General features: G+C 37.2%; 13 protein-coding genes. 10 read left to right on the top strand and 3 right to left on the bottom strand.

All coding sequences use genetic code 11. The features are described from left to right. Positions 1-9: 9 nt before the first annotated feature. From gmd to U859_RS0119655, 7 genes are all read left to right on the top strand, one after another. Positions 10-1,137 (top strand): GDP-mannose 4,6-dehydratase, encoded by a 1,128-nt coding sequence (gene gmd / locus U859_RS0119685; protein ID WP_025145033.1) that lies wholly within the window; start codon positions 10-12, stop codon positions 1,135-1,137. A gap of 52 nt (positions 1,138-1,189) precedes the next feature. Then, a complete protein-coding gene (locus U859_RS0119680) occupies positions 1,190-2,125 on the top strand; it encodes a GDP-L-fucose synthase family protein (RefSeq protein WP_025145032.1) in 936 nt (311 codons plus the stop codon). A gap of 16 nt (positions 2,126-2,141) precedes the next feature. Continuing rightward, a complete protein-coding gene (locus U859_RS0119675) occupies positions 2,142-3,200 on the top strand; it encodes a mannose-1-phosphate guanylyltransferase (protein ID WP_084153116.1) in 1,059 nt (352 codons plus the stop codon). A gap of 94 nt (positions 3,201-3,294) precedes the next feature. Then, positions 3,295-4,272 carry an MraY family glycosyltransferase gene (locus U859_RS0119670; RefSeq protein ID WP_029985981.1) on the top strand — a complete coding sequence of 326 codons (978 nt, stop codon included), beginning with the start codon at positions 3,295-3,297 and terminating at the stop codon, positions 4,270-4,272. Continuing rightward, positions 4,265-4,813, top strand: a complete 549-nt coding sequence (locus tag U859_RS0119665; protein ID WP_025145029.1) for a transferase — start codon at positions 4,265-4,267, stop codon at positions 4,811-4,813. Before U859_RS0119670 ends, U859_RS0119665 begins: the two co-directional genes overlap by 8 nt. Before the next feature lie 45 nt (positions 4,814-4,858). Beyond that, positions 4,859-6,799 carry a polysaccharide biosynthesis protein gene (locus U859_RS0119660; RefSeq protein WP_025145028.1) on the top strand — a complete coding sequence of 647 codons (1,941 nt, stop codon included), beginning with the start codon at positions 4,859-4,861 and terminating at the stop codon, positions 6,797-6,799. A gap of 3 nt (positions 6,800-6,802) precedes the next feature. Next, positions 6,803-8,419, top strand: a complete 1,617-nt coding sequence (locus U859_RS0119655; RefSeq protein ID WP_029985980.1) for a hypothetical protein — start codon at positions 6,803-6,805, stop codon at positions 8,417-8,419. Positions 8,420-8,786: 367 nt separating this feature from the next. Here the strand turns inward: U859_RS0119655 and dxs are convergent, their stop codons facing one another. Then, positions 8,787-10,715 (bottom strand): 1-deoxy-D-xylulose-5-phosphate synthase, encoded by a 1,929-nt coding sequence (gene dxs, locus U859_RS0119650; protein ID WP_025145026.1) that lies wholly within the window; start codon positions 10,713-10,715, stop codon positions 8,787-8,789. Positions 10,716-10,916: 201 nt separating this feature from the next. On the opposite strand from dxs, the gene U859_RS0119645 reads away from it, so the two are divergent. The 3 genes from U859_RS0119645 to glmS all read left to right on the top strand — a co-directional run bounded on the left by U859_RS0119645 (position 10,917) and on the right by glmS (position 14,984). After that, positions 10,917-11,660, top strand: coding sequence for a segregation and condensation protein A (locus tag U859_RS0119645; protein ID WP_025145025.1), 744 nt, complete (start codon positions 10,917-10,919; stop codon positions 11,658-11,660). Between the two features lie 63 nt (positions 11,661-11,723). After that, positions 11,724-12,995, top strand: coding sequence for a serine hydroxymethyltransferase (gene glyA / locus U859_RS0119640; RefSeq protein ID WP_025145024.1), 1,272 nt, complete (start codon positions 11,724-11,726; stop codon positions 12,993-12,995). 150 nt (positions 12,996-13,145) lie between these two features. Further along, a complete protein-coding gene (glmS, locus tag U859_RS0119635; RefSeq protein WP_025145023.1) occupies positions 13,146-14,984 on the top strand; it encodes a glutamine--fructose-6-phosphate transaminase (isomerizing) in 1,839 nt (612 codons plus the stop codon). Positions 14,985-15,407: 423 nt separating this feature from the next. Here glmS and U859_RS0119625 read toward each other — a convergent pair whose 3' ends face one another. Continuing rightward, positions 15,408-16,781 carry a hypothetical protein gene (locus U859_RS0119625; protein WP_025145021.1) on the bottom strand — a complete coding sequence of 458 codons (1,374 nt, stop codon included), beginning with the start codon at positions 16,779-16,781 and terminating at the stop codon, positions 15,408-15,410. A 56-nt stretch (positions 16,782-16,837) separates the two neighbouring features. Beyond that, positions 16,838-17,536, bottom strand: coding sequence for a ComF family protein (locus U859_RS0119620; protein WP_025145020.1), 699 nt, complete (start codon positions 17,534-17,536; stop codon positions 16,838-16,840). Positions 17,537-18,474: the final 938 nt, after the last annotated feature.

The raw sequence follows: 18,474 nt of genomic DNA, 5'->3' as shown, positions 1-18,474 counted from the left end.
TAAAAAGAAATGAAAAAAGCGCTTATTACGGGAATTACCGGACAAGATGGTGCCTATTTGGCAGATTTATTATTGAAAAAAGGATATGAAGTCCATGGCATCAAGCGTCGTAGCTCACTATTCAATACTGATCGAATAGATCATTTATATCAAGATCCACACGAAAGTAATGTCCGGTTCAGATTGCATTATGGTGATTTAACCGACTCCACAAACTTGATCAGAATTGTGCAAGAAGTACAGCCTGATGAGATTTACAATTTGGGAGCGATGAGCCACGTAAAAGTTTCTTTTGATTCGCCAGAATACGTGGCTAATGTAGATGGTATTGGTACCTTAAGGATATTAGAAGCAGTGAGGATTTTAGGTTTAGGAAAGAAAACAAGAGTTTATCAGGCATCAACATCAGAATTATTTGGTGGAATGCCGGAAAATAAAAACGATAAGGGATTCTACGACGAAAATTCAGCATTTTACCCTCGCTCACCTTACGGTGTAGCAAAAATATACGGCTTTTGGATTACTAAAAATTACCGTGAAGCATATAACATATTTGCTTGTAATGGCATTTTATTTAATCATGAGAGTCCACTAAGAGGAGAAACTTTCGTTACACGTAAAATTACGAGAGGAACTGCTAAAATTGCGTTGGGCCTTCAAGATAAGCTTTATTTGGGTAATCTTGATGCGCTACGCGATTGGGGGCACGCAAAAGATTATGTTGAGGCAATGTGGTTAATTTTACAGCAAGATGTTCCTGAAGATTATGTGATTGCTACGGGGGTGACTACTTCGGTTAGGGATTTTGTTAAAATGTCTTTTAAAGAGGTAGGTATTGAGCTGAAATTTAAAGGTGAGGGCGTAGAAGAACGGGCTTATGTAGTTTCTTGCTCAAATCCTGATTATCAAATAGAAATTGGCAAAGAAGTAGTTGCGGTGGATGCTACTTATTTTAGACCAACAGAAGTAGATTTATTGATTGGTGATCCGACCAAATCCAAAACTAAATTGGGTTGGAAACCACAGTATGATTTGGCTGGCCTAGTTGCAGATATGATGGCATCAGACGTGGATCACTTCAGAAAAGAATTGATGCTGAAAACAGCAGGTTATAGTGTTAAAAACCAGTTCGAGTAAAATTATTTGTGGAGAGCACACCTGAGTTGCTTTTCATATTCAAACCACAATAATGAATAAAAGCGATAAAATTTATATAGCTGGCCACCGTGGGATGGTGGGTTCTGCCATCAAGCGTTACTTATTGGCTAATGGATATACTAACATCATTACGCGGACATCTTCAGAATTAGATCTTAGAGACGGTCAAGCAGTTGCTGCGTTTTTTAAGCAAGAAAAACCACAATATGTTTTTTTGGCTGCAGCTAAGGTTGGCGGTATAGTAGCCAACAATACCTACCGGGCGGATTTCATCTATGAAAATTTGATGATTCAAAACCATGTAATTCATCAGGCTTATGTAAATTCGGTAGCTAAGCTCATGTTTTTGGGCTCATCATGTATTTATCCAAAACTAGCTCCTCAACCTTTAAAAGAGGATTATTTGCTAACCGGGCAATTAGAACCCACCAATGAGCCTTATGCGATTGCTAAAATTGCCGGAATCAAAATGTGTGATGCGTACAGAGTCCAGTACGGCTGTAACTTTATATCGGTAATGCCAACCAATTTATATGGCCCGAATGATAATTATGATTTGAACAATTCTCATGTTTTGCCAGCATTGTTGAGGAAATTTATTATGGCCAAGCAAAGTGGAGATTCTTCGGTAACCATTTGGGGTACCGGAAGTCCAAAAAGAGAATTTTTGCATGCTAACGACTTGGCTGAGGCTTGCGTGTTCTTAATGGAAAATTACAATGAGCCAGGTTTGGTAAACATTGGTGTAGGAGATGACCTTTCTATATTAGAATTAGCTAAATTAGTCAAAAAAGTGGTTGGTTTTGATGGGGAGATTTTAACAGATCCTAGCAAACCGGATGGTACGCCTCGCAAACTAATGGATGTGACAAAATTAAATTCAATGGGCTGGAAGGCTAAAATATCTCTTTATCAGGGAATAGAACAAGTATATCAAGAAATTAAAGAAAATGACTGGAAATCATAACAATTATGTTTTAATCATGGCGGGGGGGGTAGGCTCCCGTTTTTGGCCCAAAAGCCGTAACCAATTCCCAAAACAATTTATAGATATATTAGGTTTAGGGAAGTCTTTATTACAGCTGACTTATGAGCGTTTCGCTAAAATTTGTGATCCTGCACATATTTTTATCCTTAGCAATGAGCACTATAAAGATTTGGTATTGAGCCAACTTCCCGCGTTAAATGAAGAACAGGTATTATTAGAACCGAGCAGAAACAATACCGCCCCTTGTATCGCCTACGCGTGCTATAAAATTTTAAAGACCAACCCGGAAGCAAATATTGTAGTTGCCCCATCCGATCACCTGATCTTGAAGGAAAAAGAATTTTTAAGAAAAATTCAACAAGCATTAAGTTTTTCGGCTACCCATGATGCTTTACTTACCTTAGGCATTCAGCCAAGCCGGCCAGATACGGGCTATGGCTATATTCAATATGAAGAAACGTTGATGAATGAAGATGGTATTCGCAAAGTATTGGCCTTTAAAGAAAAACCATCGTTAGAAAAGGCAGAAGAGTATTTAGCAAGTGGAGAATATTTATGGAATGCAGGAATTTTTATCTGGTCGGCAAAATCAATAAAAGAAGCATTTCAAAGCCATGCCGCCGAGATTGATAGTATTTTTGAACAAGGGAACCAATTCTATAATACGAATAAAGAAGTTGGTTTTATTGCTGACAATTATCCAAAATCGCCAAATATTTCTATCGATTATGCCATTTTAGAGAAGGCTGATAATGTATATACCATTCCGGCTGATATTGGTTGGTCCGATTTAGGCACCTGGGCTTCGCTACATAGTGTTGCAAATAAAGATGAGCATGAGAATGCAGTTAACTGTGCTCATTTACATTTGGAGAATACTTTGAATTGTATTATACAAATACCAGCAGATAAAGCAGCTGTAATTAAAGGAATGGAAAATTATATTATTGTAGATGACGGTAAAGTATTGCTGATTTATCCAAAGTCTGATGAACAGGAAATTAAACAAGTTGCGGCTAAAATGGTGAGCAACTTTGGAAATGAATATTTGTAATAGTCATTTCATACAAAGCAGGCTAATTTTTAGTCTGCTTTTTCTTTTTTGTACTCCCTCCTAATTTTCTCTATCTTCGCCAAAATAAAGATTTATGACAGTGGTTTTTGCCCTAATTACCTTAACCGGCCTTTTTATTATCGAATTCTTTTATTTCAGAGTCGCCGATCACTTTAATATTATCGATAAGCCTAATCACAGAAGCTCTCATAATACAGTGACTATCCGTGGCGGAGGGATCATTTTCACTTTAGCTGCGTTGATCTTTTTCTTTACTTTTGGACTTCAATACCCTTATTTTATTCTGGGATTATTTCTAATCAGTCTTATCAGTTTTTTAGATGATATTTTCACCCTAAACAATAAAGTAAGATTAGGTATTCATCTTTTATCGGTGATTTTGATTTTCTATCAGTGGCAGCTTTTTAGTTTAAGTTGGTATTGGATTCCGGTTGCATTAATTTTTGTTATCGGAACAATTAATGCCTATAATTTTATGGACGGAATCAATGGAATTACAGGAGGCTATAGTTTATTGGCAATAGCAACCTTATTCTATATTAACGAACAGGTTATTTCGTTTACCTCGTCCGATTTATTGATTACTGTTGGACTATCCTTACTTGTATTCAATTTTTTTAATTTCCGAAAAAAAGCCAAGTGTTTTGCCGGTGATGTGGGAAGTGTAAGCATCGCTTTCATTGTTGTTTTTCTGATGGGGCAGCTGGTGATCCAAACACAGAACTTTAATTACATCCTATTATTATTGTTTTATGGATTAGACGCTGTAACCACTATTGTATTTAGGGTAATCAGAAAAGAGAATATTTTTGAAGCGCACAGAAGCCATTTTTATCAATTTCTTTCTAATGAAAAAAAATGGCCTCATTTAGTAGTGGTGAGCATTTATATTTTAATCCAATTAATCATCAATACCCTTCTTATTTTACTTGTGGGCAAAGATTCGCTAACGGCACTGTTTTTGATTGTAATGTCAGGAATTGTTTTCCTTGTTGTCCGTTTCACAACGGAGGGGAAAGAGAGATTGATAAAATCAGTAACAAATGAATGATTGGGTAGTTTATGGTGGCGGAGGCCATGCCAGAGTAATTGGCAATGCAATTACATTAAATAAATGTCGGTTAATCACTTATTTTGATGATAATAAAGATTTATCATCCATTAATAATACTCCTGTACAGCCATACCACGAAAATGTTGAGCAGCAGGCTAAAATGATTATTGGAATTGGTAGCAACGAAGTGCGCAGAAATATTGCCAAATACATTGTACACAATTTCGGAATAGTGATTCATCCAAAGGCTATAGTTGCTAATGATGTAATTATAGGAGAAGGCAGTGTTATTTTAGCAGGAGCAGTAATTCAATCAGGTGCCATTATCGGTAAACATGTAATTGTTAATGCAAATGTAACGATTGACCATGATGCGGTTATTGAAGATTTCTGCTGTGTCTATCCAAATTCTTATATAGGGGGCGGCGCCAGAGTTGGTACAGGTGCAATCATAGAAGCATGCACAGCGATTCCCAGACTCAGTACCATCCCTAAGGTCTTTGAGCCTGAAGAAGTTGTTGCATTAGACTTGTATTAATCTTGTTATAATGCGTATATTTAATGAAATTTAGCCTGTTGTATTTTGTTTACACAAATTAATATTGTTCCACGCTGGGTCATTTTCCTATTGGACCTGACCATTTGCACCTGTTCTTTAATATTTGCTTACTCCCTTAAGCATAATTTAGATTTAACAGCAATTGAATTGCCTGAGCTGGCCAGAAATCTCCTGATTATTGGTACAATTAACATTGCTGTTTTCTTTCATATTAGAACATTTACGGGCATCATTCGTTACACCAGCGCTCAGGATTCATTCCGTATTTTAATTGCAGTTATAATTGGCAACGGTACTTTTTTTGTATTAAACCTGATTGCACTCACCTTTTTTCAATATCCATTAATTTCTATCACAATATTAATTACAAATGGCTTAACCAGCTTTTTGTTTTTAATGACTTACCGGGTTTTGATCAAATATTTCTTTATTTATGTTAAAAATTTAAATCTTGATAAAAAGAAAGTCATTATCTATGGAGCAGGTGAAGCAGGCTTAGCTACCAAACGTACTTTTGATCATGATGGTAGCGTAAATAAAAATATTGTTGCATTTGTTGATGATGATCCACGCAAAGTGGGTAAAACGATAGATGGGGTAAAAATTTTAGACGCCGCTAAGCTTGCCTATCTGATTGGCGAACATGAACTGGATGAAATTATTTTTGCATCTTACACCATACCAGATGAGAAAAAAGATCAAATTGTTGACTTGTGTCTGGAAAATGATATTAAAATCTTAAACATCCCGCCTCCTGATGTATGGACAAACGGTCAGCTAAAATCCACACAGATTCAAAAATTAAATATTGAGGATTTGTTGAACCGTAAATCAATTAAAATTGATATTGATGGAATTGGAGAGATGCTTGATAAAAAGCGGATTCTGATTACAGGCGCGGCAGGATCTATCGGAAGTGAAATTGTTCGTCAGCTTTCTAAGTTTAATGTTGGTTTAGTCATTCTTTGCGATCAATCGGAAACGGCTTTGCATGAATTGTATTTAGAGTTGGAAGAAACGAATGGCAATAAAAACTTTCACGCCTTCATTGGTGATGTTCGCGATGAGCAGCGCATGGATAAACTGTTTGAAACCTATAAACCGCATTATGTGTATCATGCGGCTGCCTATAAACATGTTCCTTTAATGGAAGATAATCCTGCAGAGGCCATTAAAGCCAACGTATTGGGAACTAAAACCATTGCAGATAAATCTGTTAAATATGGTGTACAGAAATTTGTGATGATTTCTACTGATAAGGCAGTAAATCCGACCAATATTATGGGGGCTTCAAAACGGATTGCTGAAATATATGTTCAATCACTTAATAATTCGTTGAGCACTGATGGATTTATCTTCAGTAATGGTTTACAATATATCAACGATCTTAATGTTAAACCCATCACTAAATTTATTACTACACGATTTGGAAATGTATTAGGTTCAAATGGTTCTGTAATTCCAAGGTTCAGGCAGCAGATTGAAAAAGGTGGTCCGGTTACGGTAACCCACCCGGAAATTACCCGTTATTTTATGACTATTCCTGAAGCCTGCCGTTTGGTATTGGAAGCAGGATGTATGGGAAAAGGAGGCGAAATATTCGTTTTTGACATGGGTAAGTCAGTTAAAATTGTAGAATTGGCGAAGAAAATGATCAGACTTGCTGGTTTAGAGCCCAATGTGGATGTTAAGATTGAATATTCTGGTTTACGCCCAGGAGAAAAGTTATATGAAGAACTATTGAACGATAATGAAAATACGATGCCTACCCATCATGAGAAAATTATGATCGGAAAAGTAAGGGAATATGTATTTGCTGACGTCGAAAAACAGATTTACGAATTGATTACTTCTGCTAAATCTGATAATGACCGGCAGGTAGTAATGAATATGAAAAAACTGGTTCCGGAATTTAAGAGTAAAAATTCGATATTTGAAGAATTAGATAAGGTAATAAACAACTAAAATATGATTAAAAGAATCTTTTTAATGGCCTTTATGGCCATTTTTGCTTTAGCTGCTGCTGCACAAAACCCTACTCCCAACCGTATTATCCCATACGATTATCAATTTTATCAAAAACTAAATCCGGCTGTTTATGATCAACAATCAAAATTTCACTCTGCTATTAAAGGTTTTTATGGAGATGACAGTGCCTTACAGCTGCACTATGATTCATTAATGAACGCCGGAACGGATAGTTTAAATAGAAGAAGCTGGGTGCATCGTAAATTATTCCAGGAGCATCTTATAGAGTTTAAAAATGAAGATTATAATATATATGCAGACTTTTTACCCGATTTTCAGATCGGAAAAGATTTTAGCGGGAATAGATCAACCTGGTTAAATACACGTGGCTTTCAGGTTGGTGGAAATGTGGGCAAGCAGTTTTCCTTCTATTTAAATGGTTTCGAAAACCAGGGCAAATTTGTTGATTATGTAAATAACTTTATTGTGGCTAATCAGGTAGTGCCTGGTCAGGGCTATGGAAAGTTAGCTACAAATACACAAGATTGGTCTTATGTTACTGCTTTATTGTCTTACACACCCAATAAGTATTTAAATTTTGCTTTAGGCTATGATAAGAATTTTATTGGTGATGGTTACCGTTCAATGTTGCTGTCTGATGTATCCTCTAATTATTCTTTTTTTAGGGTTAGGGCAACTTTAGGAAGTGTGCAATATCAAACCATATTTGCTTATATGCTCGATCCAGGAGCGCCTAAATTGGCAAGCGACAGAAGACTGGGAGACCGTGGGAAATGGATGGCCGCGCATTACGTAGACTGGAATGCTACCAAACGTTTTTCTGTTGGATTCTTTCAGGCAGTTACCTGGGCTGATGCTGAACCAGAAGGTAAAAGAGGATTTGATTTTAACTATGTTCATCCTTTTATATTTTTGCGCCCTGTCGAAAATACCAATACCACTTCACCTGATAAAATGCGCTTAGGAATTAACCTTAAGTATGAGTTGTTGGAAAAAACAACGTTATATGGTCAGTTTATGTTTGATGAATTTACGGCGAAAGAGTTTTTTAAAGGAAACGGTTACTGGGCAAATAAGTTTGCTGTTCAGTTTGGTGTACGGGGATCTGATCTTTTTAAAGTACAGGGCCTGAATTATCTTGCTGAATTTAACACCGCGAGGCCTTATACTTATGCCCACTTCGATAGAATTTCGAACTATGCAAATTACAATCAATCTTTAGCACATCCTCGTGGTGCAAACTTTAGAGAGTTTTTGGGAATCTTAAATTACAGCTATAAGAGATTTGATCTTCAGGGCGAAGCACTGTATTCAAGATACGGACTGGATCCTGCCGGGATGAATTATGGAGGCGATATTTTTAAGAGTTATGATACCAGGTCTGTCCAGTATGGTAGTCACATAGGGCAAGGTATTGGCACAGACCTTTACTATGTAAAAGGACAGGTAGCTTATTTACTAAACCCTAAATACAATTTAAGGTTAGAGGTGGCGGGTACATATAGAAGAGAAAGTAACGAGTTGGGTATAAATAAAACTGGGTTGCTAACTATCGGATTAAGGAGCTCATTTAGAAATATCTACCACGATTTTTAAAGATTTGCATTACTGGATTTATCCAGACTTTTTGCTTAATTTATCTCTGTTTAAAGATTGGTTAAATAAATATCCAAAGAAATTAAGAACAGTTTTGGTAAATAGGATTGATTTTTTAAACGTTGTCATTACTATTTTATTAGGGTTTGGTGGTATTATAACAAATATAATACCACTAAACATAGTAACTTAAATATTGTTTACAGATCGAAGTAGATTATGGCGAGAATAAAATCGATCCTGGTCATCTGTGAGTAGTTATGACATATATAAATACTTATTATTGGGTAATTTTAGAAAAATCAATAAAAATTTAACCATTTAATAATCTAAAATAAAACTACGTCGGGAATTTGACTGTAGAAAATTAACCAGCCATTGTATTAGTTGTCCTTTTTACCGCAACTTTTCTCACAGCCTCAATAATTGCATTTTTATCATAACCACATTCTGCCCAAAGTTCGGCCTGTTCGCCATGTTCGATAAAATGGTCCGGAATACCTAAGCGGATTACATTAGCATTATAACCATGATCGGCCATAAACTCTAATACTGCGGAACCTACACCTCCAGGCAGTGAACCATCTTCTACTGTAATTACATGTTTATATTTAGCAAATACCTCGTGTAGTAAAGCTTCGTCCAGTGGTTTTACAAAACGTAAATCGTAATGCGCCGGGTAAAAACCTTCGCTGTTCAATTCTGCCCTCGCTTCAACTGCAAAATTACCTGCGTGACCAATAGTTAATAAAGCTACATCCTCCCCATCGCAGATTTTACGGCCTTTGCCAATTTCTAAAGCTTTGAAAGGTCTTTTCCAGTCAGGCATTACACCATTACCACGGGGATAGCGGATTACAAATGGGCCAACATTTTCCTGTTGAGCGGTAAACATCAGGTTGCGTAACTCTTCTTCATTCATTGGAGAAGAAATTACTAAATTTGGGATGCAGCGCATATAGGCAATATCATAAGCACCATGGTGTGTTGCACCATCAGCACCAGCCAGGCCTGCCCTGTCTAAACAAAAAACTACATTCAGTTTTTGTATGGCCACATCATGGATCACCTGATCATAAGCCCTTTGCATAAAACTCGAGTAGATATTACAAAAAGGGATTAATCCTTGAGTAGCTAATCCAGCGGAAAAAGTTACCGCATGCTGTTCTGCAATGCCCACATCAAAGGCACGTTTTGGCATTGCCTTCATCATGATATTTAATGAAGATCCTGAAGGCATCGCAGGCGTAATACCTACTATTTTATCATTTGCCTCAGCTAATTCTACCATAGTATGTCCGAAAACATCCTGATATTTTGGAGGTTGTGGCTTATCCGGAACACTTTTTTTGATTTCACCTGTAATCTTATCAAAAAGTCCGGGTGAATGCCATATCGTTTGATCTTTCTCTGCTAAGGCGAAACCTTTTCCTTTCACTGTAATGCAGTGAAGAAGTTTTGGGCCTGGAATGGCAGATAAGTCTTTTATGGTTTGTGCCAAACGCTTTACATCGTGCCCGTCAACAGGTCCGAAATACCTAAAATTTAAAGCTTCAAATAAATTACTTTGTTTTAGTAGTGTTCCTTTAATGCTTTTCTCGATTTTCTTAACATACTTATGTGCATTTGGACCTAATTTAGAAAGTCCGGCCAGTACATGAGAAATATCATCTCGGAAACGGTTGTACGATTTTGAAATAGTGATGCTGGTTAGATACTCTTTAAGCGCACCTACATTTGGATCGATAGACATGCAGTTATCATTTAGAATAACGAGCACATTGCTGTTTTCGATTCCGGCGTGGTTTAATCCCTCAAAGGCCAAACCCGCTGTCATAGCGCCATCGCCAATAATAGCAACATGTTGCCTGTCAGTTTCGCCTTTTAGTTGCGAAGCTACAGCCATACCCAGCGCAGCCGAAATTGAAGTAGAAGAGTGACCAACGCCAAACGTGTCGTACTCACTTTCCGAAATTTTCGGGAAACCGCTAATACCTTTATATACACGGTTTGTATGGAATAAATCTCTACGGCCAGTTAATATTTTATGGCCATAAGCCTGGTGTCCTACATCCCAAACCAACTTATCGTAAGGGGTGTTCAATGCGTAATGTAAGGCTACTGTTAGTTCAACAACACCTAAACTGGAAGCGAAATGGCCTCCGTTAACACTTACTACATCAATAATGTATTGTCGTAATTCCTGGCTTATTTGTTCTAAGTCAGATTCGCTATATTGCTTTAAATCAGCAGGATAGTTGATTTTAGATAATAGGGGGCCAGCTTTTACTTGCATTCGAAATTTATGGTAAAAAACAAGGTACAAAGTAAGGTATTTTTGTTTTAAAATAGAAAAGAAAAATGTTGGTTTATTATTGATGGTTAAGCGGTTAATGTTTAGCGGTTTATATTGCCTGAAGATAAATTGGGAAGATCTATTTACATTTGGGTTAAATATCCTTAAGGCCCGATTTTTTCGTTATGTTTGTGCCTTCACATGCAGGCAGAGAATTTTGAAATAAAACTTCCGGTATTCGAAGGCCCCTTCGATTTATTGTTGTTCTTTATTGAGCGCGACGAACTTAGTATCCAGGATGTAGAGATTGCAAAGATTACAAACGACTTTTTGGCCTATATTCATCAACTCCTTGCCTTAAATGTAGAAGTAGCCAGCGAGTTCATTTTGGTGGCTGCAACCCTGATGCGCATTAAATCTAAAATGCTTTTGCCGAGGATTGAGGTTGACGAAGCCGGAAACGAAATCAATGCCGAACAGGACCTCATCGCGAGGCTTATTGCTTATAAACAGTTTAAATCTGCTGCAGAAGAGATGAAGATTTTTGAAGGGGAGCGTTTAAAACAGGATAATCGGGGAAACATTACATTCGATTTAACCCTTGCTGCTGCCTCTTCCGCTCATCAGGATGAACTTTTATCGCTGGATCTTTATAAACTTCTAACCGTTTACCACCGAACGATGCAGAAATATGAACTGCGTAGTGAGGAAGTTAAACATACCGTGGTACAGTACCCTTATACCATTGAGCAGCAAAAGCACTTTATTGCCAATTTACTCGATATCAATAAGCAGATCGATTTTGCATTAGTACTTAAAAATTCTGAAAACAAAGTGCATTTCGTTTATAATTTCCTGGCTATTTTAGAAATGCTGCAACAACAAATCGTAGAGATCACCATTGGGAGCGGCTTTAATAACTTTAATGTGAAAGCATTATCTTAAATACGGCACATATTAAATTTGAAATTCTTACTTTTGCCAAAAAAATACAAACCTCATATAATGATGACACGCGACAACCAAATTTTTGAACTTATCGATAAAGAATTAAACCGCCAAGAGCATGGTTTAGAGCTTATTGCATCAGAAAACTTTGTAAGTAAGCAGGTAATGGAAGCTGCCGGATCGGTACTGACCAATAAATATGCTGAAGGCTTACCTGGAAAACGTTACTATGGCGGTTGCCAGGTAGTAGATGTGGTCGAGCAGATTGCGATCGATAGGGCAAAAGAGTTGTTCGGTGCAGCTTGGGTAAATGTTCAGCCGCACTCTGGCGCACAGGCCAATGCAGCTGTAATGCTTGCTGTTTTACAGCCAGGCGATAAAATATTGGGTTTTGATCTTTCTCATGGAGGTCACTTAACACACGGTTCGCCAGTTAACTTTTCAGGTAAATTATATCAACCATTATTTTATGGTGTTGAAAGAGAAACCGGATTGATCGATTATAAAAAATTAGAAGAAGTAGCTTTAGCTGAAAAACCAAAATTAATCATCTGCGGCGCATCTGCTTACTCACGTGAGTGGGATTATGCATTTATCCGTTCAGTAGCTGATAAAATTGGTGCGCTGGTTTTAGCTGATATTTCTCACCCTGCAGGCCTAATCGCTAAAGGTTTGTTGGCCAATCCACTTCCGCACTGCCATATTGTAACAACAACAACCCACAAAACTTTGCGTGGTCCACGTGGCGGTATGATTATGATGGGACAGGATTTCGAAAATCCATGGGGATTAAAAACACCAAAAGGTGAAATTCGTTTGATGAGTAACTTATTGGACATGGCAGTTTTCCCTGGTACACAAGGTGGTCCTTTGGAGCATATTATTGCTGCTAAAGCGATTGCTTTTGGTGAAGCTTTAAGCGAAGAGTACGGGATATATATTAAGCAAGTTGCTGCTAATGCACAGGCAATGGCCAAAGCATTTGTAGCTAAAGGTTACGGTATTATTTCGGGCGGAACTGATAATCACTTAATGCTGATCGATCTCCGCAACAAAAATATCACTGGTAAAGTAGCTGAAAATGCTTTAGAAAAAGCAGAAATTACAGTGAACAAAAACATGGTTCCTTTTGATGATAAATCTCCGTTTGTAACTTCTGGTATCCGTGTGGGTACTGCTGCAATTACCACCCGTGGTTTAAAAGAAGCTGAAATGGAACAGATTGTTGAATTAATAGATAGGGTTTTAACCAATCCTGAAGATGAAGCTAACTTAAATGCCGTAAAAGCAGAAGTTATTCAATTGGTAAGTGCCTTCCCACTTTATAAATAAAAATACCTAATTCGATTTAGTACTCATACACTAAAAGCAGTTACATTTATTTGTAGCTGCTTTTTTTTATTTAGTCAAAGTTCTTTATATGGTAATGCTATAAAACAAACGTTTGTTTTATATATTTGATGAATTAATGTGATATAATTTATGTGTGGAATAGTAGGCTACATTGGCTATAGAGAAGCTTGGCCAATCGTATTAAAAGGTCTTAAAAGATTAGAATACCGCGGTTATGATAGTGCTGGTATTGCACTGATGAATAGTAGTGGTCAGCATATTTATAAAAAAGCAGGAAAAGTTGCTGTTTTGGAAGAGTTTGCTGAAAACGAAGACAAATCTGGCACAAGTGGTATGGGGCATACCCGTTGGGCTACTCATGGTGTTCCTTCTGACCGTAATTCCCACCCACATACTTCAAATAACGGTAGACTTTCTATTATACATAATGGGATCATCGAAAACTATGCAACACTTAAGGAAGAGCTGATCAACCGTGGGCATGAGTTTAAAAGTGATACGGATACAGAGGTATTGATCCACCTGATCGAAGAAATTCAGAAAATTGAACAGATTGATCTTTTAGAAGCCGTTCGATTGGCTTTGCACGAGGTAAATGGTGCTTATGCCATTGTTATTATGGATAAAGATCATCCAGATCGCTTAATCGCCGCCAGAAAAGGCAGTCCGATGGTAATTGGTGTGGGACAAGGAGAATACTTTATTGCATCTGATGCTACACCTATTATTGAGTATACCAAAAATGTAATTTACCTAAAAGATGGTGAAATTGCATTGATGACCAGGCAGGATCTTCTAATTAAACAATTGGATAATGTTATCCAAACACCACTTATACAAGAGTTAGAGCTAAAACTCGAAATGCTGGAAAAAGGTGGTTTCGATCACTTTATGTTGAAGGAGATTTATGAGCAACCGCGTTCAATCAAAGATTGTATGCGTGGCCGTATTTACCCTGAAGAAGGTAAAGTGCAGCTTGGTGGGATTAAAGAATTTGCAGAGAAATTAAAAAATATAGATCGGATTATCATCGTAGCCTGTGGAACTTCGTGGCACGCTGGTTTGGTTGGAGAATACCTGATCGAAGAATATGCCCGTATCCCTGTAGAGGTTGAATATGCTTCAGAATTCAGGTACAGAAATCCAATTATAACGGAGAAGGATGTCGTTATCGCGATTTCACAATCTGGAGAAACGGCCGATACTATGGCCGCTATAGAAATGGCTAAGGAACGTGGTGCAACCATTTTTGGAATTTGTAATGTTGCCGGCGCATCAATTCCGCGTTTAACCCATGCAGGTGTTTACACCCACGCTGGTCCGGAAATTGGCGTAGCTTCAACTAAAGCATTTACTGCACAGGTAACCGTTTTAACTTTGATGGCTTTTTACATGGCACAGCAAAAAGGAACAATTACCACTTCAAAATTAATCGAGCTTTTAACTGAGCTGGATCATATTCCTGAAAAGATACAGGTTGCTTTAGAATCGAACGATTTGATTAAGGAAGTTGCAGAAAAAATCAAAGATTCTACCAACTGTTTATTCTTAGGTAGAGGAAGTGGTTTCCCTGTAGCATTAGAAGGAGCCTTAAAACTTAAGGAAATTTCATACATCCATGCAGAAGGTTATCCGGCAGCAGAGATGAAACATGGTCCAATAGCTTTAATTGACGAAGAAATGCCAGTAGTGTTTATCGCTACGCAGAACTCATCATACGAAAAAGTGATCAGCAATATACAAGAAGTAAAAGCAAGAAAAGGGAAAGTAATTGCCATTGTAACACAAGGCGATACAGAAGTAAAGAAAATGGCCGATTATTGTATCGAAATCCCGGATGCTAATGAAGCTTTCTTACCGCTTTTGGCTACTATTCCTCTTCAGTTATTATCGTATCATATTGCAGTAATGCGTGGCTGTAATGTAGATCAGCCAAGAAACCTGGCCAAGTCGGTAACCGTAGAATAATTTACAACAAAACAAATAGATAAGCAGTTGCATTAATTTGTAGCTGCTTTTTTTCGTTTTGAGAATATTTAAATACTGACTTTGTTAAATAAGCCCGATCCGATAGGTATCGGATGAACGGATGCCGTTTTGAACTTTATGTTTTTAATACCTATAAATTAAAACGGCAGGAGCAAAAGCGGGAATGTAGGCCGCCACGGGCAGTAATGTTCACTTTCAAAAATAATACTAATGGAAATAGATGGATATTCAAAACTAAACTGAAAGGATCGAGCGGTAATCCTGCAATCTTAAAATCCTGGTAAAAAGTAAAGGGCCGATATTCTTTAGAAGAAATATCGACCCTTACCATCTAAATTAACGCTCTCATATATATAAACGAGATTTCTCGACGATTTGTTTTCGGAAAATAAAAAAAACTGATTATTTCTCATAACTCCCTAAGGTTGAGGGAGAAATTCTTGCGTTGCCTTTTATATCTTTATTAAGGTAACTGGTAAAATAAGGATCGTTACTTAAATCAGCACCTTTCTTTCTGGCCGGACTATTCGCCGAGAGCTCAAAATTTTCCATTTCCTTGTTGATAAAGGATGGGTCAATATTCAAAATATTACCGTTGCTGTTATAAGTACTGTTGGTAGATCGGATTAAATTGCTCCATAAATTAACCTGAACTGCTGCGGAGGTCTTCTTTTGAATGTCCAATTCATTAGTTAAACTGCCCCAGATAATGTTATTTGTTAAATCTAACTGGAGTTTATTGTAGGCATTCGTAGATAAATAATCTGAAAAGCTTAGTGAAGCTGTTTTACGGGGAAAATTTAAATTATAACCGGCAAATGTATTTTGTTTAAGATTATAGTTTCCTCCTCCAACAGCATATATAAGGTAATTGCCACAATTGTACATCAGATTATTAAAGGCCAACAGTTCCGAATGGTAACCAATATAGGCTGCTACCTGCATATTTTTGATGATACTATTGCTCAAAATTAATTTAGGTTCGGTAGTTGATGATAACGAATCAGAAGTAATGCCTACTGAAGCGTTTTTGATTGTTGCATTTTTGACTATCCCGTTCCCGGCCCTTTTCAAGAAAATTCCTTTCCACTGGCCTGGCTCTTCAGCGTATAGCTTTTCCAGTCTATCGCTACAAAATACCACCGGGTCGGTAACCGTTCCATTAACCCATAAATTGCCTTCTATGTTTAAGCTGGCATCCTTATGAAAATAAACTTTAGCACCAGGTTGGATGGTTAGCGATGATCCACTTTTAACTGTTAAAGCTCCATTGATAATATAAGGTAAAGATTTTGTCCAGGTGGTGTTGGTCGTAATTGTTTGGCTGTTAATAAAGACCGCATTTTGGCCATAAGCTAAAAGATTTACAACCTGTCTATTCCCATTGGTATTCAATATGATAGAATCTTGCACTAAAAATGGCAAATTCTCTGTATTTGGGTTAATGGTAACCTTAACAAAAATATTAACAGAATCCTGTCCGTTTATAACCAGGTCATTTTTATTAAATGTATTTTCTCCATTAATATTAATACTAAATGCAGAACCACTCCTTCCGGCCAGCATAATTTCTGAAACCCTTACCGCATCCTTATTATTGTTTACGATGGTTAACCGCTTCGTTATAGAACCAATTGATGTAAAAATGGTATCGAACAGCAATTCCGGATTTGCAATGGTTAGCTTTGCGTCTGCATCGTTTGTTATACGTTCCCCTTTCCGGCAAGCAGAAACCAGAAACAAGATTAATAGCACTAAACTAATATTTGAACGCATAAATCAAACTTAGAAAAATGTTTGAGTACTTACAATAATATCAGCACATAATAAGCCTATTCGGCAAAGGCCAGTGCGGCAATGCTTATTTTTGCCGCGCCACTATTTAATAATTCATTTGCGCAGGCCTCTAAAGTTGCACCAGTAGTAATTACATCATCAACCAATAGAATGTGTTTGCCAGCAATGTGGGCCTGGTCGTTTACGTTAAAAACGTTCTGCATATTCTCATATCGATTGTACCGGCTCTTTTTAGTCTGGCTTTCAGTTGCATTATTACGCACTAAATTTTCTTCACTAAACCCGATCTCCATTTTTTCTGCTATCCCTTCTGCAATAGAAGTGCATTGGTTGTATCCTCTGTGTTTATACTTTTTATGATGTAGGGGCACAGGAATAATTAAATCAACATCCCCATAAAGAGAACTTATCTTTAACTTTTCGCCAAGCATATTACCTAATAGTACACCAACATCCGTTCTTCCATTGTATTTTAGGTTATGGATCAGGTTTTGCACCTTCGCGCCTTTTCTAAAATACAGCATTGCCATGGCAGCATTAAGCGGCACCCTCCCCCATAATTGTTTGGCTACTCGATTTTCTGCATGCTGGTGATAATCGGTAAAAGGCAAATCGTACAGGCATTTTGTACAAATTAAATGCTCACTATGGTATAACGATACACCACAGGCATTGCAGAGGTTTGGAAATAACAAACCAAATAAATCATCACACCATTGTTTAACCTGTAACATATAACTAATTTATAAAATATTTATGAGGATACCATATGGTTTAGCAAAGCCGATTCAGTATTATATATAGTATTAGTATGCTCTTATTTTATTTTTCAGTAAAGCAGTTATTGTGCTACTATCTAAGTTTGTTCCCGCTTTTCATTCCAGGTCCTCGCTTCGCTTTGGGCTTTCCATTTCAATCGGGTTTAGGTGGGCAGGTATTTCGGAAGTTTTAAAGGTTATTGTGCCTAAACCTATCCCGTTTTCGAAACCTGATAGGTTTGGTAAACCAGCACTAAACACCTGTTCTTTCAAAAAGTTTTGCTTTAGGCAAAACTTTTTCTGCTTGTAAACCATGCGTTTACGTTAAACGTTATGGTATTCTATAAAAAACCTTTGGAAGCAATGATATTTTTCCTACTTTTGCATCCCGCTTCGGAGGAAGGGTTTTAGTTGAAAAGATGGCTTAGTGATAAAGAGGGCAGGATTTATTTTAAAATAAATATTGCTAAAGAGAAAAAGATTGCTACCTTTGCAGCCCGGTTCGGAAGGACGGAAAGCCAGTTAAATCTGGCATATTGAAATAGAGGAAAGAAGAAAAAGAGAATGAAAAAATAAAATTTATTTTATTTGGAAGTTCGGAAAAGATCCTTACCTTTGCACTCCCAACCTAAAGGAAGGGCAAAAAAATCAGAACGGCGGATGTCGGAAAGATAACAAAAACAAGATTGAAATTGGCCGAAACACAGGAGAGACGAACAAGACTTTCTGCAACTGAGGTTCAAATGATATATAAAGATCGACCGTGAGGTTTACCAGATCAATAAGTTCTTAAAAGAGATGTCAATGTAGCGTAGCGGGGTAATGGAGTACTGATCAAAGTACATGATTATTTTGCTTTATTTTAAAGGTGGTGTCTAACAGACAACATAACAAAAAAGAAGACTATTTTTAAC

It is taken from the genome of Pedobacter jeongneungensis (assembly GCF_000633455.1).
In the GTDB taxonomy this organism is placed as follows: domain Bacteria; phylum Bacteroidota; class Bacteroidia; order Sphingobacteriales; family Sphingobacteriaceae; genus Pedobacter; species Pedobacter jeongneungensis_A.
This window is presented reverse-complemented; position numbering and strand designations above follow the sequence as displayed.